This is a genomic window from Pseudomonas sp. P106(2024) (assembly GCF_057480815.1).
Genome location: NZ_JBLIYU010000011.1, coordinates 135,113 through 153,518, shown reverse-complemented (window position 1 = coordinate 153,518; position 18,406 = coordinate 135,113). Strand labels below are relative to the sequence as shown.

General features: G+C 66.8%; 20 protein-coding genes. 9 read left to right on the top strand and 11 right to left on the bottom strand.

All coding sequences use genetic code 11. The features are described from left to right. Positions 1 to 25: 25 nt before the first annotated feature. From AC25M7_RS18340 to AC25M7_RS18325, 4 genes are all read right to left on the bottom strand, one after another. Positions 26 to 1,036 (bottom strand): zinc-dependent alcohol dehydrogenase family protein, encoded by a 1,011-nt coding sequence (locus tag AC25M7_RS18340; protein WP_486971342.1) that lies wholly within the window; start codon positions 1,034 to 1,036, stop codon positions 26 to 28. 94 nt (positions 1,037 to 1,130) lie between these two features. Continuing rightward, on the bottom strand, positions 1,131 to 1,721 hold the full coding sequence (locus AC25M7_RS18335; protein ID WP_028692059.1) for an HAD family hydrolase: 591 nt from the start codon (positions 1,719 to 1,721) through the stop codon (positions 1,131 to 1,133). After that, a complete protein-coding gene (tesB, locus tag AC25M7_RS18330; RefSeq protein ID WP_062361994.1) occupies positions 1,718 to 2,587 on the bottom strand; it encodes an acyl-CoA thioesterase II in 870 nt (289 codons plus the stop codon). The genes AC25M7_RS18335 and tesB overlap by 4 nt, the downstream gene beginning before the upstream one ends. 91 nt (positions 2,588 to 2,678) lie before the next feature. Beyond that, entirely contained in the window at positions 2,679 to 3,248 is a 570-nt protein-coding gene (locus AC25M7_RS18325) for a GNAT family N-acetyltransferase (RefSeq protein ID WP_028692061.1), read from the bottom strand. A 167-nt stretch (positions 3,249 to 3,415) separates the two neighbouring features. On the opposite strand from AC25M7_RS18325, the gene pmrG reads away from it, so the two are divergent. The 3 genes from pmrG (at position 3,416) to AC25M7_RS18310 (ending at position 6,490) form a co-directional block, all read left to right on the top strand. After that, positions 3,416 to 4,102, top strand: coding sequence for a lipopolysaccharide core heptose(II)-phosphate phosphatase PmrG (gene pmrG, locus AC25M7_RS18320; protein ID WP_062361992.1), 687 nt, complete (start codon positions 3,416 to 3,418; stop codon positions 4,100 to 4,102). An 82-nt stretch (positions 4,103 to 4,184) separates the two neighbouring features. Then, positions 4,185 to 5,099 (top strand): histone deacetylase family protein, encoded by a 915-nt coding sequence (locus tag AC25M7_RS18315; RefSeq protein WP_028692063.1) that lies wholly within the window; start codon positions 4,185 to 4,187, stop codon positions 5,097 to 5,099. A gap of 149 nt (positions 5,100 to 5,248) precedes the next feature. Further along, a complete protein-coding gene (locus AC25M7_RS18310) occupies positions 5,249 to 6,490 on the top strand; it encodes a TIGR03862 family flavoprotein (protein ID WP_241411447.1) in 1,242 nt (413 codons plus the stop codon). A 34-nt stretch (positions 6,491 to 6,524) separates the two neighbouring features. On the opposite strand, the gene rhlE1 is transcribed toward AC25M7_RS18310, so the two are convergent. Then, complete coding sequence (gene rhlE1 / locus AC25M7_RS18305) at positions 6,525 to 7,856, bottom strand: RNA helicase RhlE1 (protein ID WP_062361989.1); 1,332 nt, start codon at positions 7,854 to 7,856, stop codon at positions 6,525 to 6,527. Positions 7,857 to 7,920: 64 nt separating this feature from the next. After that, positions 7,921 to 8,841 carry a drug/metabolite exporter YedA gene (gene yedA, locus AC25M7_RS18300; RefSeq protein ID WP_028692066.1) on the bottom strand — a complete coding sequence of 307 codons (921 nt, stop codon included), beginning with the start codon at positions 8,839 to 8,841 and terminating at the stop codon, positions 7,921 to 7,923. A gap of 153 nt (positions 8,842 to 8,994) precedes the next feature. On the opposite strand from yedA, the gene AC25M7_RS18295 reads away from it, so the two are divergent. Beyond that, positions 8,995 to 9,453, top strand: a complete 459-nt coding sequence (locus AC25M7_RS18295) for an Lrp/AsnC family transcriptional regulator (protein ID WP_028692067.1) — start codon at positions 8,995 to 8,997, stop codon at positions 9,451 to 9,453. 41 nt (positions 9,454 to 9,494) lie between these two features. Here the strand turns inward: AC25M7_RS18295 and AC25M7_RS18290 are convergent, their stop codons facing one another. Together AC25M7_RS18290 and AC25M7_RS18285 are read right to left on the bottom strand one after the other, a co-directional pair. After that, a complete protein-coding gene (locus tag AC25M7_RS18290; RefSeq protein ID WP_028692068.1) occupies positions 9,495 to 9,974 on the bottom strand; it encodes an NYN domain-containing protein in 480 nt (159 codons plus the stop codon). A 108-nt stretch (positions 9,975 to 10,082) separates the two neighbouring features. Further along, the gene (locus tag AC25M7_RS18285) at positions 10,083 to 10,808 is read right to left on the bottom strand and encodes a DUF2076 domain-containing protein (protein WP_028692069.1); all 726 of its coding nucleotides are present in this window, start codon (positions 10,806 to 10,808) and stop codon (positions 10,083 to 10,085) included. Between the two features lie 157 nt (positions 10,809 to 10,965). On the opposite strand from AC25M7_RS18285, the gene AC25M7_RS18280 reads away from it, so the two are divergent. Beyond that, positions 10,966 to 11,622 carry a YciC family protein gene (locus AC25M7_RS18280; RefSeq protein WP_028692070.1) on the top strand — a complete coding sequence of 219 codons (657 nt, stop codon included), beginning with the start codon at positions 10,966 to 10,968 and terminating at the stop codon, positions 11,620 to 11,622. A gap of 19 nt (positions 11,623 to 11,641) precedes the next feature. Here the strand turns inward: AC25M7_RS18280 and hrpB are convergent, their stop codons facing one another. After that, the gene (gene hrpB, locus AC25M7_RS18275) at positions 11,642 to 14,170 is read right to left on the bottom strand and encodes an ATP-dependent helicase HrpB (protein ID WP_486971341.1); all 2,529 of its coding nucleotides are present in this window, start codon (positions 14,168 to 14,170) and stop codon (positions 11,642 to 11,644) included. Between the two features lie 119 nt (positions 14,171 to 14,289). Between hrpB and AC25M7_RS18270 the strand changes: the two genes are divergently transcribed. Then, positions 14,290 to 14,709 (top strand): hypothetical protein, encoded by a 420-nt coding sequence (locus tag AC25M7_RS18270; RefSeq protein ID WP_028690416.1) that lies wholly within the window; start codon positions 14,290 to 14,292, stop codon positions 14,707 to 14,709. A 24-nt stretch (positions 14,710 to 14,733) separates the two neighbouring features. Continuing rightward, positions 14,734 to 15,603 (top strand): cation diffusion facilitator family transporter, encoded by an 870-nt coding sequence (locus tag AC25M7_RS18265; protein WP_486971340.1) that lies wholly within the window; start codon positions 14,734 to 14,736, stop codon positions 15,601 to 15,603. A 21-nt stretch (positions 15,604 to 15,624) separates the two neighbouring features. On the opposite strand, the gene AC25M7_RS18260 is transcribed toward AC25M7_RS18265, so the two are convergent. Next, positions 15,625 to 16,461 (bottom strand): DUF6515 family protein, encoded by an 837-nt coding sequence (locus AC25M7_RS18260; RefSeq protein WP_028690414.1) that lies wholly within the window; start codon positions 16,459 to 16,461, stop codon positions 15,625 to 15,627. 471 nt (positions 16,462 to 16,932) lie between these two features. Between AC25M7_RS18260 and AC25M7_RS18255 the strand changes: the two genes are divergently transcribed. Next, positions 16,933 to 17,409: an Lrp/AsnC family transcriptional regulator gene (locus AC25M7_RS18255; RefSeq protein ID WP_011535815.1), complete on the top strand. Its 477-nt coding sequence runs from the start codon at positions 16,933 to 16,935 to the stop codon at positions 17,407 to 17,409. 52 nt (positions 17,410 to 17,461) lie between these two features. Further along, entirely contained in the window at positions 17,462 to 17,665 is a 204-nt protein-coding gene (locus tag AC25M7_RS18250) for a DUF2788 domain-containing protein (RefSeq protein WP_028690413.1), read from the top strand. Positions 17,666 to 17,774: 109 nt separating this feature from the next. Here AC25M7_RS18250 and AC25M7_RS18245 read toward each other — a convergent pair whose 3' ends face one another. Continuing rightward, positions 17,775 to 18,404, bottom strand: coding sequence for a pseudouridine synthase (locus AC25M7_RS18245; RefSeq protein WP_069016277.1), 630 nt, complete (start codon positions 18,402 to 18,404; stop codon positions 17,775 to 17,777). Positions 18,405 to 18,406 lie beyond the last annotated feature (2 nt).

Here is an 18,406-nt window from a genome sequence, read left to right as displayed (position 1 = left end):
TCACTCCAACACCTTGGGGAGAGCGTCACCAGGTGAGGCAGATCTTGCCGAAATGCCTGTTGCTCTCCTGGTACTTGAAGGCCTCGACCATCTGCTCCAGCTCGAAATGCTTGTCCACCACCGGCCGCAGGCCATTGGCGTCGATAGCGCGAACCATCGCCTGCTGCTGAGCGCGGCTGCCTACCAGCACGCCCTGCAGGCGAATCTGCCGCACCAGCGCCTGCACCAGCGGCAACTGCCCGGCCACGCCGGTGAGGATGCCGATCAGCGACACATGCCCGCCGATCCGGGCGGCAACCATCGACTGCTCCAGCGTGGCCGGGCCGCCGACTTCGATCACATGGTCCACACCGCGTCCGCCGGTCAGCGCACGAACCTTCTCGCCCCAGGCGGGCGTGGTCTTGTAGTTGATCAGGTGATCCGCGCCCAGCGCCTTGAGACGCTCCAGCTTGGCATCGCTGGACGAGGTGGCGATCACCATGGCGCCGGCCAGCTTGGCGAATTGCAGGGCGAAGATCGACACGCCGCCGGTACCCTGCACCAGCACGCTGTCGCCGGGCTTGAGGTGGTCATCGCCCATCAGGGCGCGCCAGGCGGTGAGGCCGGCGGTGGTCAGGGTCGCCGACTCGGCATGGCTGTAGCCCCTGGGCGCAAGGGTGAAGGAGCTGGCCCGGGCGGTCACCTGTTCACGGGCATAGCCGTCGATGCCGTCGCCCGGCACGCTGGCAAAACCCTCGACCAGTGCCTGACCATCGAGCCAGTCGGGGAAGAAGGTGCTGACCACTGCATCGCCGACCTGAAACTCGCTGACCCCGGCGCCCACCGCGACCACTTCGCCGGCACCGTCAGCCATGGGAATGCGCCGCTCGCTCGGCCCCCACATGCCGCTGACCACGGCGAAATCGTGATAGTTGAGGGAGCTGGCATGCAGGCGCACGGAGATCTCGCCGGCCTTGGGCGCGGCGGTTTCGCAAGTGCCGACCTGGACCTTGTCGTAGCCGCCGCCGGGCAGGACATAAAGGGCCTTGGTGTTCATGGGTGAGGTCTCCATCGTGGCAAAAGGTGCAGTGCAGCTTAGCCCTTTCGCGGCACAAGGCCGCTCAGAGGGAGCGCGCAGGGCATGAGGGATGTCAGCCGAGCAACGCCCTCAGCGCCCGGCAATCGGCCGCATGCCAGTCGGCCAACTGCGGCCATGGGTTGTCCGGCAGGTTGACCAATACAGTGCGGGTGCCTGCGGCCCGGCCGCAGTCCAGGTCGAAGCGGTAGTCACCGACCATCACCATCTCAGCGGGGCTCACGCCCCAGGCCCTGGCGATCTGCAGCAGCCCGTCAGGGCTGGGCTTGGGCGCCGCCTCGTCGCGCCCCAGAATATGCTCGACCGGGAAGCAGTCAGCCAGGCCGATGGCCTCGAGGGTGACATGGGCCAGTTCGCGGGCATTGCGGGTGAGGATGGCCAGCCGGCAGTCACGCCCGGCCAACTCACGCACCAACTCCACCGCGCCGTGCGCGGCCTTGGAGGCGATCGCCAGATCGCGTTCGTGCTCCAGCAGCCAGGCATGCTTGGCCGCCGCCTCCTCCGCCGGCAAGGCGGCCAGGTGGGTGAGGATGTCGTGGTCGGACGGAATGTCGAGCGCCTCGCGGATGGCCGCGAAGTCATGCACGGCGACCGTCAGGGTGCCATCCATGTCGAATACCCAGTGGCGAATATCCCGGAGGCTCATGCCCAGTCCTTGCGATGGCGGATCAGGCCTTCCTGGGTGGACGAGGCCACCAGTTGCCCGGCGCGGTTGAAGATGCTGCCACGGCAGAAGCCACGGGCATTGCCGGCCCAAGGGCTGTCGGTGGCGTACAGCAGCCACTCGTCGGCGCGCAGGTTGCGGTGGAACCACAGCGAATGGTCGAGGCTGGCGATCTGCATGTCCTTGCGCCACACCGACTTGCCATGGGGCAGCAGGGAGGTGGTCAGCAGGCCGAAGTCCGAGGCGTAGGCCAGCAGGTACTTGTGCAGCGCCGGGATGTCCGGGAGGTTGCCGTCGGCACGGAACCAGGCGTACTTGATCGGCTCGCCGGGCTTGGGATCGAACGGATCGCGCTCGGTGACCGGGCGGATCTCGATGGGCTTGGCGCACAGCACCTTTTCGCGGATGCGCTCGGGCAGCTTGTCGGCCATGGCGCTGGCCAGCTCGACTTCGCTGGGCAGGTTTTCCGGGCCTACAACGTCCGGCATCTGCGCCTGATGCTCGAAACCCTCCTCGTCGTACTGGAACGACGCGCTGCAGGTGAAGATCGGCTGGCCCTTCTGGATCGCCGTGACCCGCCGGGTGCTGAAGCTGCCGCCGTCGCGCACACGGTCCACCGAATAGACCACCGGCATGCTGGCATCGCCCGGGCGCAGGAAGTAACCGTGCAGCGAATGCACATGGCGGGCGTCCTCGACCGTCTGGCTGGCCGCCGACAGCGACTGGCCGAGCACCTGGCCACCGTACAGCTGGCGGAAGCCCAGGTCCTGGCTGCGTCCGCGGAACAGGTTCTCCTCGATGGACTCGAGGCTCAGCAAGTCGACCAGATCGTCGAGTACATGGCTCATGGGGTTCTCCTGGCAAGGCAATACGGCGCGGTTATACCGGCGAATGATACAGGGTTTTGCCGTTCGTCCCGTCGTACGAATGGCGACCTATTCAGCCGCGCAGGTTCTGTTGCCAGCGATCACGGTCGATGCGGTACAGCACATGGGGGCGCAGTGGATCGCCGACGGGCAGGCGCGGATGCTCGAAGCTGCCCGCCAGGTCCTGGACCATGCCAATGGCTTGCATCACCTTCTGCGACGGCAGATTGCCCTCGGTGGTGAACGACACCACCTCGTCCAGGTGCAACTGGGCGAAGGCACAGCGCAGGCAGGCCCAGGCCGCCTCGCTGGCGAAGCCCAGCCCCCAGTGGCGGCGGGCCAGGCGCCAGCCGATCTCGACCGCCGGGCCGAACGGGGCGTCGAAGTTGACGTGGAGCAGGCCGGTCATGCCGATGAAGGCGCCGCTGTCCTTGCGCTCCAGGGCCCACAGGCCAAAGCCGTACTCGTTGAAATGGCCACGGATCCGGCCAATCAGCGCCGCCGCCTCGACCCGGGTCATCGGCGCGGGGAAGTAGCGCATCACCTGCGGGTCGGCGCACAGGGCAGCGAACTCGCGCAGGTCGTCGTCCTGCCATTGGCGCAACACCAGGCGCGGACTTTCCAGTTCGAGAAGGGGGGTCATGGGCACGGCTCCGAAATCACGGTCTGGCAGTGTACAGCGTAGGCCGCGCGCATCAGTCAACCGATGCTTTTTTCACATCGGCTTCACCGCCCCCCGACAGGCCGCTTCGCACAATGCCGGCACATACCGCGGCCTTCGTCGACGCCGCACTGCCATCGGAGTGACGCATGCACCCCAGCAACACCCTGCACAATCCGGCCCTGCTGGCCCCCCGCAAACGCCGCCGCTCGCGCACCGCGGTCGGCGCCGCCATCGGCCTGCTCCTGGCACTGGCCGGGGCCAGCACCTGGCTAGCGACGAGGACGCACATCGTGAACCTTGGCAACGAGCAACAGTTGAGCGACAGCGGCCTGCTGCAGGATTGGAAGGAAGGTGCGGTGATCGTGATGATCCGCCACGCCGAACGCTGCGACAGTGCCCCTGGGCCGTGCCTGGACGATCCGACCGGCATCACCGTGTCCGGCAGCCAGGCGGCGCAACGGGTCGGCCAGGGCCTGCAGCAACTGGGGTTGGCCGGCGCCGACCTGCTTAGCAGCCCGAAGCTGCGCACCCGCCAGACCGCGCACTTCATCCTCGGCCAGGCCGTGACCAGCGAAGACTGGCTGGAGCGCTGCGAGCACCCGTTCCCGGCCGAGGCCATGGCCCGCAAACGGCCCGGGCACAACCTGGTGCTGGTGACTCACAACGGTTGCATCGATCACTTCGCCCGCCAGCAGCATGTACCGGGCGGCGAACGGGAGAGCGGCTACGTCAGTGCGCTGTTCGTGTCGGTGGATGGCAACGGCAAGGCGCGGATCCTCGGGCGGATGAACGAGCCGGACTGGCAGAGGGTGCTGGCATCGGCAGGTCAATGAGCGAATAGCAGGCCCAGATTCGGTTGGCATCGGAGCCACCAAAGCTGGCAAGATCGGTGCTCGCCCCCATCGCGTCGACACCATGCCCCTGCCGCTGATCTACCACGACGACTACAGCCCGGAGTTCCCGCCGGACCATCGCTTCCCGATGGACAAGTTCCGCCTGTTGCGCGACCACTTGGTGGACAGCGGCCTGACCACCGACGCCGCCTTGCTGCGCCCGGAGATCTGCCCCAACGACATCCTCGCCCTGGCCCATGACCGCGACTACATCGAGCGCTACATGAACGGCGAATTGTCCCGCGAGGACCAGCGCCGCCTCGGCCTGCCCTGGAGCGAAGCCCTGGCCCGGCGCACCGTGCGCGCCGTGGGCGGTTCGCTGTTGACCGCCGAGCAGGCGCTGCAACACGGCATCGCCTGCCACCTGGCCGGCGGCACCCATCACGCCCACTATGACCACCCGGCCGGTTTCTGCATCTTCAACGACCTGGCGGTGATCAGCCGTTATTTGCTGGAGGCCGGTCGCGTGCACCGGGTGCTGATCTTCGACTGCGACGTGCACCAGGGCGACGGTACCGCGCGCATGCTCCAGGACACCCCGGAAGCGATCACCGTGTCGCTGCACTGCGAGCAGAACTTCCCGGCACGCAAGGCCCAGAGCGACTGGGACATCCCCCTGCCCCGCGGCATGCACGACAGCGCCTACCTCAAGGTGGTCGAGGACGCGCTGAACTACCTGCTGCCGCTGTACCAGCCCGACCTGGTGCTGTACGACGCCGGCGTCGATGTGCACAAGGACGACGCCCTGGGCTATCTGAACCTGACCGACGCAGGCCTGGCCGCCCGCGACGAACACGTGTTGCGCCAGTGCCTGGGCCGCGACATCCCGGTGGTGGGCGTGATCGGCGGCGGCTACAGCAAGGACCGCGAAGCCCTCGCCCGGCGCCACGGTATCCTCCACCACAGCGCGGCGCGGGTGCTCGGTTGTTCACAATGACTGTGGAACCGCTTGTGGATAACCTGCGGGAAAGCCGCTCCAGCCCTTTAGCTTCCTGAGCTGCAGAGAATTGATCGTTTTTTGAGCTGTGTCGTGGCAGGCCCCGCTGAGGTAGAATGCGCGGCCTTTTCCACAGCCTGTCGCCCGCCATGAACGATCCCCGCCCCGCTTCCAGCCCCCTTGTCGCCGTGATCGGCGGCGGCCCTGCCGGCCTGATGGCCGCCGAGACCCTGGCCCGGCGCGGGATGGCGGTGCAAGTGTTCGACGCCATGCCCTCGGTGGGCCGCAAGTTCCTGCTGGCCGGCGTCGGTGGCATGAACATCACCCATTCCGAGCCCTACCCCGCCTTCGTCGGCCGCTACGGCGCGCGCCAGGGCGAGATCGACACCCTCCTGCGCGACTTCGATGGCCAGGCCCTGCGCCAGTGGATTCACGGCCTGGGCATCGAAACCTTCGTCGGCACCTCGGGCCGCGTGTTCCCTCGCGACATGAAGGCCGCGCCACTGCTGCGCGCCTGGCTCAAGCGCCTGCGCGAGTCCCGCGTGGTTATCCACACCCGGCACCGCTGGCTGGGCTGGACAGCCGAAGGCGCCCTGCGGATGAGTTATCCACAAGGCGAGCTGCAGGTACGGGCCGATGCCGTGATACTGGCCCTGGGTGGCGGCAGCTGGGCGCGCCTGGGCTCGGACGGCGCCTGGGTGCCGCTGCTGGCTGAGCGGGGTGTGGATATCTCTGCGCTGCGGGCGAGCAACTGCGGTTTCGAGGTCGAGGGTTGGAGCGATCTGCTCAAGGACAAGTTCGCCGGCGCCCCGCTGAAGAACATCGCCCTCGGCATGCCCGGCACCGCCTCGCGCAAGGGCGAATTCATCCTCACCGCCCAAGGGGTGGAGGGCAGCCTGGTGTATGCCTGGTCGGCGGCGCTGCGCGAAGCGATCGAACGCGACGGGCGGGCGACGCTGCTGCTCGACCTGCTGCCGGACCGGCCTGTGGACAAGATTGCACAGGCCCTGGCCAAGCCCAGGGGATCGCGCTCGATGGCCAAGCACCTGCACGGCCAGCTGGGGATCGACGGTGTAAAGGCGGCCTTGTTGCGCGAGCTGACCGACCAGGCGACCTTTGCCGACCCCGAGCGCCTGGCGGCGGCGATCAAGGCGTTGCCGATCATGCTGGTGCGGACCCGGCCATTGGACGAGGCGATCAGCAGTGCCGGTGGCGTGCGCTTCGAAGGGTTGGATGAAGGGCTGATGGTGCGCAACCTGCCTGGGGTCTTCTGCGCGGGCGAGATGCTGGATTGGGAAGCGCCGACGGGTGGCTACCTGCTGACGGCGTGTTTCGCCAGTGGTTTGCGGGCGGGAAATGCGGCGGCGGATTGGCTGGCGCGCCTGGCCTGAGCAATGCCGGGGCTGCTACGCAGCCCCGGTGACTTCAAGGTTTGCGCTTGCCAGGCTTGCCGCCAAAGCTCGGCACCTTGCGCACCGCCTTGACCGCCGGAGCCGAAGCCCCCGCCTCCTCGCTGTCCATCCAACGCCCCAGGCCGCGCTTGGCACTGTTCTCTTTCGGCTTCTTGGGTTTCTTCGGTTTCTTCAGCACCTGGCCACTGGCGTCGGTCACCGGCACCCGGTGATCGGGGATGAAGTCCGGCTCCTCATGGCGCGGCAGCACCTGGCGGATCAGGGTCTCTATCGATGCCAGCAGTTGCACCTCGTCGGCACACACCAGCGAGATCGCCTCGCCCTTGTTGCCCGCGCGGCCGGTGCGACCGATACGGTGCACATAGTCCTCGGCGACGATCGGCAGGTCGAGGTTGACCACCAGTGGCAAGTCATCGATATCCAGGCCGCGGGCGGCCACGTCGGTGGCCACCAGCACCTGGACCTCACGGGCCTTGAAGCTGTCCAGGGCGCGCTGGCGGGTAGCCTGCGGGCGATCGCCGTGGATGCCGTCGGCGTTCACGCCTTCGGCTAGCAGGCGCTCGACCAGTTGGTCCACGCCATTGCGGGTCTTGGCGAACACCAGCACCTGCTTCCAGCGCTGCTTGCGCAGCAGATGGCAGAACAAGTCGGCCTTGCGCTTCTTGTCCACCGGCACCAGCCATTGCTTGACCGTGTTGGCAGCGGCATTTCGCGGGCTGACTTCGATGCTCAGCGGGTCGTTCAGCGCCAGGCCCGCGAGCAGGCGGATCTGGTCGGAGAAAGTGGCGGAGAACAGCAGCGTCTGGCGCTTGCGCGGCAACGCCGCATACACCGCCTGCAGCTCCTCGGCGAAGCCCAGGTCGAGCATGCGGTCGGCTTCGTCGAGCACCAGGGTCTGCACCTGGCCGAACTTGATGGCGTTCTGGCGGAACAGGTCGAGCAGACGGCCCGGGGTGGCCACCAGCAGGTCGACGCCGCGGCGCAGGCGCATCATCTGCGGGTTGATGCTGACGCCGCCGTACACCGCGTAGGTGGACAGTGGCAGGTTCTCGGCGTACTCACGCACGTTGGCGTGGACCTGCTCGGCCAGTTCGCGGGTCGGCACCAGCACAAGCGCACGCACCGAGTTGCTGGCGACCTTCTCCCCTTCCAGCGCCAGGCGCTGCAGCACCGGCAGGGCGAAGCCGGCGGTCTTGCCGGTGCCGGTCTGGGCGGCGGCCATCAGGTCGCGGCCGGCGAGCACGGCGGGGATGGCCTTGGCCTGGACCGGGGTGGGCGTGGTGTAGTCCAGCGTCTGCAGGGTGCGCAGCAGCGGTTCAATCAGGCCGAGTTGGGCGAAATTCATGGCAATACCGTCAGGGGGTTCAGCGAAGGCGGCAAGTTTACCCCAGTGCCACGGTGGCCGGTATTTACTTGCACACCCCTTCTTTAAGCGGCACGGGCGACTCCGGCGCCTTGCGCCACTGCGGCAGGCCGATCAGCACTACCGCGCCGATGATCACCGCCATCGCCACGCATTCCTCGGCGCCGATCTGCTCGCCGGCGAAGACGATCCCCAGCAGCACCGCCACCGCAGGGTTAACGTAGGCATAGCTGGTGGCCGCCGCCGGACGCACGTGCTTGAGCAGGTACATGTAGGAACTGAACGCCAGGATCGAGCCAAAGAACACCAGGTAAGCCAGCGCGCCCCAGCCAGCGGCGGTGGGCATCTGGGTCAGGCGCTCGCCGCTGACGGCGCTGCCGATCAGCAGCGCGGCACCGCCCACCAGCATTTCAGCGGCACTGGCCATCGGGCCCTGGGGCAGTGGCAGGCTCTTGCTCCACACCGAACCGAAGGCCCAGGCCGCCGCGGCGAACAGGATCAGCGCCGCGCCCATGGGGCTGGCCTGCAGGTTCGAACCCATGTTGAGCATGCCGATGCCGACCAGCCCAAGAGCGATCCCCGCCCACTCCAGGCGCGAGTTGCGATGGCCGAAGAACAGGCCGAACACCAGGGTGAACAGCGGCACCGTGGCCACCGCCAGTGCCGCCACGCCCGAGGCGACCCCGGCGTGCTCGGCCAAGGTCACCCCGCCGTTGCCGCAACTGAGCAGCAGGAAACCGATCGCTCCGGCCGCACGCCACTGAGGCCAGGTCGGCGCAGGCGCGCCGCGCCAGCGCAGAAAGCCATACAACAGGCTGCCGGCAATTAGGAAACGCACCCCGGCCATCAGCATTGGCGGCCAGGACTCCACGCCGATGCGGATAAACAGATAGGTCGAGCCCCAGACCAGGTACAGGGCGAGAAAGGCGCCGACAAGCAACAACGGGAAGCGACGGGAGGAGGACATGGCAAGGGCTCGAAATCCGTTTACGGGTGGATTAGTTTAGAAAGGCCCAGGCGCAAACTTAAGTTACAAAACACGTTTAAAATACCGAAACACTTTGTAATGCATGGTTATGTGGCGCCTTTCCAATCGATTACAAAGTCAGCAGGAGTCCCCATGGACAAGTACGACCGCATGCTCCTCGCCGCCCTGCTGGAAAACGGGCGGGCCACATACGCGCAGTTGGCGCGCCAGGTCAATCTCTCGGCCCCGGCAGTGGCCGAGCGGGTGGCCAAGCTTGAGGCCTGCGGCGTGATCAGCGGCTACACGGCCAAGGTCGACCTGGAGAAGATCGGCCTGCCGATCCAGTGCGTGATGGAACTGCGCCTGGCCAGCCATGGCAATCAGCAGGCCTACGAGGCCCTGGAGAAAATCCCCGAACTCACCGAATGCCATCGGGTGACCGGCGATCCGTGCGTGATCATGCAGGCGGCCGTCACCTCGATGGGCGAGCTGGAGGCGCTGATCAACCGCGTATCTCAGTTGGGCTTCACAAAGACGTCGATCATCCTGTCGAGCGCGGTGGCGCGACGGGTGCCGCTGGGGCATCTGGACAGCAACGGCAAGAAAGGCTGAAGCCCACTCCCTTGTACGTGCGCGGCTCGCAGCATCACAGATCAGTGGCGCAGCAGTAGCCGGCCTTCGATAGGCACGTAACGGTTTGCGGCGCGGATCACCGACAACGCGGTCAAGCCCGGCACACCGTATACGACGGTTTCCACGCCATGGCGTTGCATCGCTCGCTCCAGCAACAAGTCAAAATCACCGTCGCCCGAGGCCAGCACCACTTGGTCGACCCGCGCCGCCGCCTCGATGACATCGAGGGTGATGCCCACGTCCCAATCGCCCTTGGCCGAGCCATCGGCGCGTTGGATGAAGGGTTTCAGGCGCACCTCGAACCCCAGGTTGCGCAGGATCTGCTGGAACTGCTGCTGCTTGCTGTCGCCACGGTCGATGGCATAGGCCACGGCTTCGACGATCTGCCCTTCGCGGCTGACCTCGGCCCACAGCGCGGCGTAGTTGAAGTGGCAGCCATGACCTTGGCGAACCGTGTAGTAGAGGTTCTGCACATCGGCGAACAGCGCGATTTTCTTCACCTGGAGCCTCTCACTGGCAGTGGTAAACGCTCGCGGGGCAAGCCCGCTCCCACGCCATGGTGGGAGCGGGCTTGCCCCGCGATAGGAAGCAGCAGTATGCCAGAGCCCTCAGACGTAATCGTCGTCCGAGAAGAAGCCGCCGTCGTCACCGCTGTAATCGGCATCGGCATAACCACCCTGGTCATTGCCCCAGCCACCGTTGTCCGCCACCTGACGCTGGCTGTCCTGGTCGTTCCAGCCGCCAGCGTCGCTGGCTGGCGCCGGCTCCTCCTTGATCACCTCGACGATTTCTTCAGGCTGCGAGTGATGGTTGAACAGGCTGCTGATGCCCTGGGCCAGCAACACGCCACCGGCCACGCCCGCGGCGGTCTGCATGGCGCCACCGAGGAAGCTGCTGGCGCCGCTGCGCGCCGGCGCGGGTGGCGCACCGAAACCCTGCTGCTGCGGTGGCGGGGCATACGCCTGGGGCGCCGGTTCACGCCAGCCTCCCGAGGAAGTAGGCGGCGCGGCCGGGCGCTGCGGCTCTGGATTGCGGGCTCCCGCGCCGAAGATACTGGAGAGGAAACCACCGCCACTGCTGGGGCGGCTCGCATCCACTTGCGCACGCGCCTGGCGCAGCTCGGCCTCGAGCTGCTTGTTCTGCTCGTCCAGGCGCTTGATCGCCGCCTCCTGGACCAGGATCGCCTGGGCCATGTAGTAAGGCGCCGCCGGCTGCTGGCGCAGGTGCTCCTCGATGCGCGCCTGGGCCTGGGCATCGCGCGGCTGGGCCGGGTCCTCGGCTTGCTTGAGACGGCCGAACAGGCCGTCGATCAGGGTTTGTTCTTCAGTGTTCATCGGGGCAACCTCGTGCGCTGAACAGGACATCGGACAGCGTCAAAGATGGAGGCCCGGGTGTCGCGATTCAATTGTCCGGGCCATGAAACTTTTTTCAGCAAGCGGGCCGACTGGGCTAAAGTTACGCCCTGCTTTTTCTGCCATGCGATGTTGACCGATGAATCCGCTGAGCGTTCTGCGCGACTCCCTGTACTTCTTCCGCCGTCACCTGACGAGCATCCTGCAACTGTGCCTGCCGTTGGTCGTGCTTGAGGCCCTCGGCACCCAATTGCTCTACAGCCAGCTGGGCGAGCAGGCCTCGCCGGTCTACGGCATGCTTGTCAGCCTGCTGTTCTACCCGCTGTATAGCGCCGCACTGATCCTTTACCTCGACACCCGCAGCAACGGCCAGGACACCGCCAAGCGCGACCTGTTCGCCCGCGCGCTGCAGCTTTGGCCGATGCTGGCCCTGCTGATCGTGATCAGCTCGCTGCTGATCATGGCGGGCCTGGCGCTGCTGATCTTCCCCGGCGTGTGGATCATGGTGAACCTGGTGTTCGCCGAGTACCTGCTGGTGCTGCGCGGCCTGCCGGTGATCGAGTCGATGCGCACCAGTGCGCGCATGACCACTGGGCATTTCCTGCGCATCATGGTCTGCATGCTTTCGGTGCTGGCGCCATTGTGGTTGATCGACGGTCTGCTGCTGCAGTTGTTCCCCGAGCCGCAGCCTGGCGTGCAACTGGCCCTGGACAGTCTCAGCGGCTTCCTGCAGCTGTTCAGCACCGTGGTGCTGTACCGCCTGTTCATGCTGCTCGAAGGTGAAGCCGGCGCTTGAGACCGGCATTCACCAAGCGTCAGGCTTTCCTTGGCTTGGCCCTGGCCGTGGCTTCCGCCACCAGCGGATCGTCCGGCCAGTAGTGCTTGGGATAGCGCCCTTTCAGGTCCTTCTTCACTTCGGCATAGGTGGTCCGCCAGAAGTTGGCCAGGTCCTGGGTCACCTGCACCGGCCGGCGCGCCGGTGACAGCAGGTGCAGTTTGACCTGCTGGCGGCCATTGGCAATGCGCGGGGTGTCGGCCAGGCCGAACAGCTCCTGCAGGCGCACGGCAAGGATCGGTGGCTGCTCGCTGTAATCCAGGCGAATGCTGGAGCCCGAGGGCACGGCCAGGTGCGATGGCGCCATCTCGTCCAGACGCTGGGGCAGCGGCCAGGGCAGCAGGTTGCGCAGCATCGAGGGCAGGTCCAGGTTGGCGAAGTGGCTCAGCCGCGACACCTTGCCCAGATAAGGTTGCAACCAGTCTTCCAGGCTGGCGAGCAAGGCGTCGTCGCCCAGATCGGGCCACTCGCTGCGACCGTCCTTTTCCAGATCCAGCTGACGCAGCAGCGCGACGCGGGCCTGCCACTGGCGCAGTTCCGGGGTCCAGGTCAGCAGGTTCAGGCCCTTGCGCCGCACCAACCCCAGCAATGCCCTGGCCCGTGCGTCGTCATCCAGCCCCGGCAACGGTTCACGGCTGAGCACCAGCTCACCGACCTTGCGCTGGCGCTCGGCGCGCAGCACCTGTTCACGTTCGTCCCAGTCGAGCAGGTCGAGTTGCTCCACCTGCTCGGCCAGCACACCGTCGAACAGCGCCGGATCGAATTCGGCGGCCAGGTAGATGCGTTCCTCACGCTGTCCCTGGCGGCTGCCCAGGTCGGCAATCACCAACCACGGGCTTTTCATCAGCGCATCGGCTTCGGCGAACAACGCCGCCCGGCCATTGGCCAGGCGGTACTCGGCGCCGCCTTCGCGACGCTGCTGCGCCACCCGGTCGGGGTAGGCCAGCGCCAGCACGGCGCCCAGCCAGCGGGGATGGTCGGGGTCGGCGACCGGGCTGCGCGGTTTGCCACGCAACTGGCCGCGGTACTGCCGAGCCAGTTGCCGGGCGCGCTGCACGCCGCCCTGCCCGCCACGGGAGGCGCGGCTTTCACCGCTGAGCAGCGCCAGCCGGCTGTGCAGGTCGGCACCGCCGCCACGCAGGATGTCGCGCTCGCCCAGCAGCGCGGCGACATCGCAGGCCATGTCGGCCAATCCGAGGTCCTGGCCGCGCAGCAGCAGGTGGGCGATGCGCGGATGCGCAGGCAGCTCGGCCATGGCCTGGCCATGTGAACTCAAGTTGTCGCGGCAACCGGGCTTGAAGGCACCGAGCCGGGCCAGCAGGTCCTGGGCCTGGCCGTAAGCAGCGGCCGGTGGCTGGTCGAGCCAGCTGAGCTGCTCCGGTGGCACACCCCAGCGCGCCAGCTGCAGGGCCAGCCCGGCCAAGTCGGCCTGGAGGATCTCGGCGCTGCCATGGGCCGCCAACTGATCGTGCTGCGCCTCAGACCACAGTCGATAGCACACGCCGGGCTCGAGGCGACCGGCACGCCCAGCACGCTGGGTGGCACTGGCGCGGGAAATGCGCTGGGTGTCCAGGCGGGTCATGCCGCTGCCGGGATCGAAGCGCGGCACCCGCGCCAGACCTGCGTCGATCACCACGCGCACACCGTCGATGGTCAGGCTGGTTTCCGCGATATTGGTGGCCAGCACCACCTTGCGTTGGCCCTTGGGCGCCGGCTCGATGGCGGCACGCTGGGCGCTCAGTTCAAGCTCGCCGTGCAGCGGACAGAGCAGGACGTCCGGACGCTCGCCCACGGCCTCCTGCAGGGCCTGGTGCACACGGCGGATCTCGGCCTGCCCGGGGAGGAACACCAGCAGGCTGCCGGACTCGTCGGCCAGGGCCTGGAGCACGCAGTCGACCACACGCGGCTCGACGAACTCGCCAGGCTGCCAGGGCCGGCTCCAGCGGATCTCCACCGGATGCATGCGTCCCTGGCTGCTGATGATTGGCGCCTCGTCGAGCAGGCGCGAGAGTCGCTCGCCCTCCAGGGTCGCCGACATCAACAGGATCTTCAGCGGCGGCTCGTCGCGCAGCAGCGCCCGGCCGTTGAGGCTCAGGGCCAGGGCCAGGTCGGCATCCAGGCTGCGTTCGTGGAACTCGTCGAAGATCAGCAGCCCCACCCCCTCCAGCGCCGGATCCGCCTGCAGGCGGCGGGTGAGGATGCCCTCGGTGACCACTTCGATGCGCGTGTTCGGGCCGACCTTGCTGTCCAGGCGGATGCGGTAGCCCACGGTTTCACCGACCTTCTCGCCCAATTCGCTGGCCAGGCGCTCGGCAGCGGCACGGGCGGCCAGGCGCCGGGGCTCGAGCATGAGGATGCTCTGTCCTTGCAGCCAGGGCTCATCAAGCAGGGCCAGGGGCACGCGGGTGGTCTTGCCGGCGCCGGGAGGCGCCTCGAGCACCGCTTCGTCACGTTGGGCCATGGCCTGGCGCAGGTCGGACAGTACGGCATCGATCGGTAATGAAATCATGGTGGTCCTCGAACAATCGACCGAGTATAACGGCGAACCGAGGCTGCCCTATCATGGTCTTAACCTCAGGCGTGCACGATTGCCGCGCCCTTGTTTGTCGTTATCTTCCGGAGATTCACATGCGCATCCCTTCCCGCGTCATCGGTGGCGCCCTGATCGCCACCTTGCTGACCCAGCTGACGGCCTGCGGCACCCTGTTCTACCCTGACCGTCGCGGCCAGATCGAAGGCAAGATCGACCCCGTGGTCGCGGCCATGGACGCCATCGGTATCCTGTTCTACGTGATTCCCGGCCTGATCGCCTTCGGCATCGATTTTGCCACCGGCGCCATCTACTACCCTGGCGGCAAGAGCGCGCAGATCGACCCGGCCAAGCTCAAGCCGGCGATCAATGCCGACGGACAGGTCGACCGGACCAAGCTGCAGGCTATCCTTGAAAGCGAACTGGGCCAGCGCCTGCCGCTGAACGACCCGCGGCTGATCCAGCACCGCGGCAGCGTCGAGCAACTGGCCAGCTACGGCCTGGTACCCGCGGCCTGACCTGATCCGGACGATCTCCTGCGCATGACCGCCACCGCCGAACACCAACGCCTGCTGCGCCTGGCCACCCGCGCCTCGCTGAGCGTCGCCTGTATCCTGGTGCTGAGCAAGGCCGTGGCCTGGTGGCTGAGCGGCTCGGTCAGCCTGCTGGCCGGGCTGACCGACTCGGCGCTGGATGCCGCCGTCTCCTTCCTCAACCTGCTGGCGGTGCATTACGCGCTGCGCCCGGCCGATGACGACCACCGTTTCGGCCATGGCAAGGCCGAAGCCCTGGCCGGCATGGCCCAGGCGCTGTTCATCGGGGTCAGCGCGGTGCTGATCGGGGCGCAGGCGGTGGAGCGGCTGAAGTCGCCGGAGCCCCTGGGCGATACCGCGGTCGGCATCGCGGTGATGTTGCTTTCCCTGGCGCTGACCGTGGCGCTGCTGGCGCTCCAGCGCAAGGTCATCCGCCTGACCGGCTCCACCGCCGTGCGCGCGGACTCGCTGCACTACCGCTCCGACCTGCTGCTCAATGCCAGCATCCTGTTGGCGCTGCTCCTGGCCCGCTACGGCTGGCCTCAGCTCGACGCCCTGTTCGGCCTGGGGATCGCCCTGTACATCTTGTGGAGCGCGCTGCAGATCGCCCGCGAGAGCACGGCGATCCTGATGGACAAGGAACTGCCCGCCGATATCGGCGAGCGCATGCTCGAAGTGGTGCTGGCGATCCCCGGGGTAAGGGGGGTGCATGACCTGCGCACACGGGTCTCCGGCAGCCAGTGGTTCGTGCAACTGCATCTGGAGCTGCCCGGCGACATGCCGCTGCATGCCGCTCATGAACTGTGCGTGCAGGCCTCGCAGGTCATTCGCCAGCGCTATCCACGGGCCGATGTGATGGTCCACGCCGACCCGGTGTAGCCGGTTATCGCAAAAGCGCCATCAATTGATGCTGTAGCCACGCCCGCTCAGGCACGCCCCCAAGGCCCGTCGATAGTTGTCCGCCACATTGGCCGGCGGCGCATAGGTGGCGGTCGCCGGATCAAATCCCGACTGGCTCACCGCCCAGCGATGGCATTGATAGCGGTCCTGCTCCTGCTGCTCCGGCCCCTGGCCATACATCGGATAGGCGATCACATCGTAGCCGCCGCCCTGCTGCGGTATTGGCGCAGGCGCCACAGCGGGCGGGTTGACCACCACGTACTCGCGGCTGTCGGCCAGGTACTGGTAGTAGGTGTCGGCCACCAGGAAGAACAGCGCACCGCTCAGCCACACTTCACGGGCGTAGGGCGGCAGGTAGCCGACCCGCACGCCGTAGGGCGGTGTGACCACCACGTAGCCGCCGCCATGGGGGCGGTACCAGTAGCCGCCGGAGTAGAAGTAGTCCTGTCCGCGGTACGGCACCTTCCAATAGCGATCCGGAAAGCGGTCGACGGTATGCCCGGGATGGTACTGCGGCCCTGGCCCCCAGCCATTGCCATGACCATCGGGCCGACCTGACCAGTCGCCACCGGGACGCTGACCCGGACCGCCCGCTTCCCAGTGACGGTTATCGCCGTAGCGACGGGGAATGTCCTGGTAATAGCCCTGGCGTGGCGGTTGCGTCTGACGCACTTCGTCACGCGAATTGAGCGGCGAGCCACGCCGTTCGCCACCGCCCTGCTCCTGCTGGCCACCATGACCGTCATGCCCTTCTCCAGGCCCTTCGGCCAGGGCGCCCAGGCTGATGCCCAGGCCCAGCAAACCAACACCTGCCAACCGCCAGATGCGCGAACTCATGTTGTTCCTCTCGATGCAAACACCCGCCATTATCGTCGGCAGTCTACTCCGCAGAACGCGACCAGCAGATTAAATTAGCCGACATTCTGGTGCGCCAATTGCTCAAAGGCCTGAATGGGTTGCTCGCTGGCCTGGCAAGCGTAGCCTGCGGCGCAATAAAAAAGGGAGGCCTTGCGGCCTCCCTTCGGGAATTGTCGTCCGTGCTCGGCGCTTGTGGCACCGGCTCACCTCGCGCCGTCTTCTGGACAGTGCGTAGCCCGGGGGCCTGGCGGATCCTGTTGGATGGCTGGCCGCGACCGCCCGCCTAGGGCGCGTCGCCGTGGACTGATGTCCGGGCAGTGATTCTGGTGATAAAGATAGGCCAGACGCCGGGGCAGAGGATTGCGAAGATTGCTCTGATAAATAGCGCTTGCGCAATTTTTCACTCAGGATCGATAATTCGCAGCAATCCGAACAGAAAAGGCCTTTTCCATGAGCAAGCTCGACCGCTACGACCTGAGCATCCTCGCCGAATTGCAGCGCGATGCGCGCATCTCCAACCAGGAACTGGCCGAACGCATCGGCCTGTCGCCTTCCCCGTGCTCACGTCGGGTCAAGCAGCTCGAGGACGACGGCTACATCTCGCGCCAGGTGGCCCTGCTGGACCGCAAGAAGCTCGGCCTGAGCCTGACCGCCTATGTGCTGATCGGCATGGACCGGCACACGCCCGAGCGCTTCGAGACCTTCGAGGCGGCGATTCGCAGCCTGCCTCAGGTACTCGAGTGCAGCCTGGTCACCGGGATGGACGCCGACTACCAGCTCAAGGTGGTGGTGCCGGACATGGACCACTACCAAAAGCTGCTGCTGGGCAGCCTGACCCGTATCGAAGGGGTGACCAGCGTGCGCTCGAGCTTCGTGCTCAACCAGGTGCTGGCCAGCACCGAACTGCCATTGACCCACCTGCGTTGAATCCTCGCGCGTGCAGCGTATGATCGGGGCTCAACCTGCCTGGAGTGAACCGATGGATCCCGCAGTATTCGAAGAATGGATGATGATCGTCCTGGTCACCGTGCTGATCGGTTTCATGGGCTTCATCGTCTGGGACCTGGCGAAGAAGTCCAAGGCCGGGCGCTTTGGCACGCTGATCCTGTTCTTTGTGCTGGGCCTTGGCGTGCTGGCGTTCATCATCAAGAGCGTGGTGGTGGGGTTTATCGAAGGGGTGTAGCGGCCTGACGCCCCCCTTCCTTGTAGGAGCGGCCTTGTGTCGCGAAAGGGCTGCAAAGCAGCCCCAGATTGCCGCATCAAGGCAGAAACTGCCGGGGGACGCGTGCGGCTCAAAGCTTCGCTGGCACTTCGCGCCAGCAGCCCTGCTCCAGCCCCTCGATCGTCCAGTCGCCAATCCGCACTCGCACCAGGCGCAAGGTGGGCAATCCCACCGCCGCCGTCATCCGCCGCACCTGGCGATTGCGTCCTTCACGGATCACCAGCTCCAGCCAGGCGGTCGGCACACTCTTGCGAAAACGTACCGGCGGATTGCGCGGCCACAGCTCGGGCTCCTCGAGCAGACGCGCCTGGGCCGGCAACGTGGGCCCGTCGTTGAGCTCGACGCCATCACGCAGGCGCTTTAGCTGCTCCTCGCTCGGCTCACCCTCAACCTGCACCCAGTAGGTCTTGGCCAGCTTGTGCTTCGGATCGGCGATGCGCGCCTGCAGGCGCCCGTCGTTGGTCAGCAGCAGCAGGCCTTCGCTGTCCCGGTCCAGGCGCCCGGCCGGATAGATGCCGGGGATGTCGATGAAGTCCTTGAGCGTGGCCCGCCCCTCGCCGTCGCTGAACTGGGTGAGCACATCGAACGGTTTGTTGAACAGGATCAAGCGCGGCTCGGCCGGCGGCGCCTTGGGCTGGCGACGCGGGCCGGTGGGCCGCGCCGCAGGGCGGCGCGGTGTGCTACGGGGTGGCAGGGACATGG

What these genes read in the sequence shown, in the direction of transcription:
- AC25M7_RS18340 (WP_486971342.1), bottom strand. Translation starts at nt 1,036, where the DNA reads ATGAACACCAAGGCCCTTTATGTCCTGCCCGGCGGCGGCTACGACAAG.
- AC25M7_RS18335 (WP_028692059.1), bottom strand. Translation starts at nt 1,721, where the DNA reads ATGAGCCTCCGGGATATTCGCCACTGGGTATTCGACATGGATGGCACC.
- tesB (WP_062361994.1), bottom strand. Translation starts at nt 2,587, where the DNA reads ATGAGCCATGTACTCGACGATCTGGTCGACTTGCTGAGCCTCGAGTCC.
- AC25M7_RS18325 (WP_028692061.1), bottom strand. Translation starts at nt 3,248, where the DNA reads ATGACCCCCCTTCTCGAACTGGAAAGTCCGCGCCTGGTGTTGCGCCAA.
- pmrG (WP_062361992.1), top strand. Translation starts at nt 3,416, where the DNA reads ATGCACCCCAGCAACACCCTGCACAATCCGGCCCTGCTGGCCCCCCGC.
- AC25M7_RS18315 (WP_028692063.1), top strand. Translation starts at nt 4,185, where the DNA reads ATGCCCCTGCCGCTGATCTACCACGACGACTACAGCCCGGAGTTCCCG.
- AC25M7_RS18310 (WP_241411447.1), top strand. Translation starts at nt 5,249, where the DNA reads ATGAACGATCCCCGCCCCGCTTCCAGCCCCCTTGTCGCCGTGATCGGC.
- rhlE1 (WP_062361989.1), bottom strand. Translation starts at nt 7,856, where the DNA reads ATGAATTTCGCCCAACTCGGCCTGATTGAACCGCTGCTGCGCACCCTG.
- yedA (WP_028692066.1), bottom strand. Translation starts at nt 8,841, where the DNA reads ATGTCCTCCTCCCGTCGCTTCCCGTTGTTGCTTGTCGGCGCCTTTCTC.
- AC25M7_RS18295 (WP_028692067.1), top strand. Translation starts at nt 8,995, where the DNA reads ATGGACAAGTACGACCGCATGCTCCTCGCCGCCCTGCTGGAAAACGGG.
- AC25M7_RS18285 (WP_028692069.1), bottom strand. Translation starts at nt 10,808, where the DNA reads ATGAACACTGAAGAACAAACCCTGATCGACGGCCTGTTCGGCCGTCTC.
- AC25M7_RS18280 (WP_028692070.1), top strand. Translation starts at nt 10,966, where the DNA reads ATGAATCCGCTGAGCGTTCTGCGCGACTCCCTGTACTTCTTCCGCCGT.
- hrpB (WP_486971341.1), bottom strand. Translation starts at nt 14,170, where the DNA reads ATGATTTCATTACCGATCGATGCCGTACTGTCCGACCTGCGCCAGGCC.
- AC25M7_RS18270 (WP_028690416.1), top strand. Translation starts at nt 14,290, where the DNA reads ATGCGCATCCCTTCCCGCGTCATCGGTGGCGCCCTGATCGCCACCTTG.
- AC25M7_RS18265 (WP_486971340.1), top strand. Translation starts at nt 14,734, where the DNA reads ATGACCGCCACCGCCGAACACCAACGCCTGCTGCGCCTGGCCACCCGC.
- AC25M7_RS18260 (WP_028690414.1), bottom strand. Translation starts at nt 16,461, where the DNA reads ATGAGTTCGCGCATCTGGCGGTTGGCAGGTGTTGGTTTGCTGGGCCTG.
- AC25M7_RS18255 (WP_011535815.1), top strand. Translation starts at nt 16,933, where the DNA reads ATGAGCAAGCTCGACCGCTACGACCTGAGCATCCTCGCCGAATTGCAG.
- AC25M7_RS18250 (WP_028690413.1), top strand. Translation starts at nt 17,462, where the DNA reads ATGGATCCCGCAGTATTCGAAGAATGGATGATGATCGTCCTGGTCACC.
- AC25M7_RS18245 (WP_069016277.1), bottom strand. Translation starts at nt 18,404, where the DNA reads ATGTCCCTGCCACCCCGTAGCACACCGCGCCGCCCTGCGGCGCGGCCC.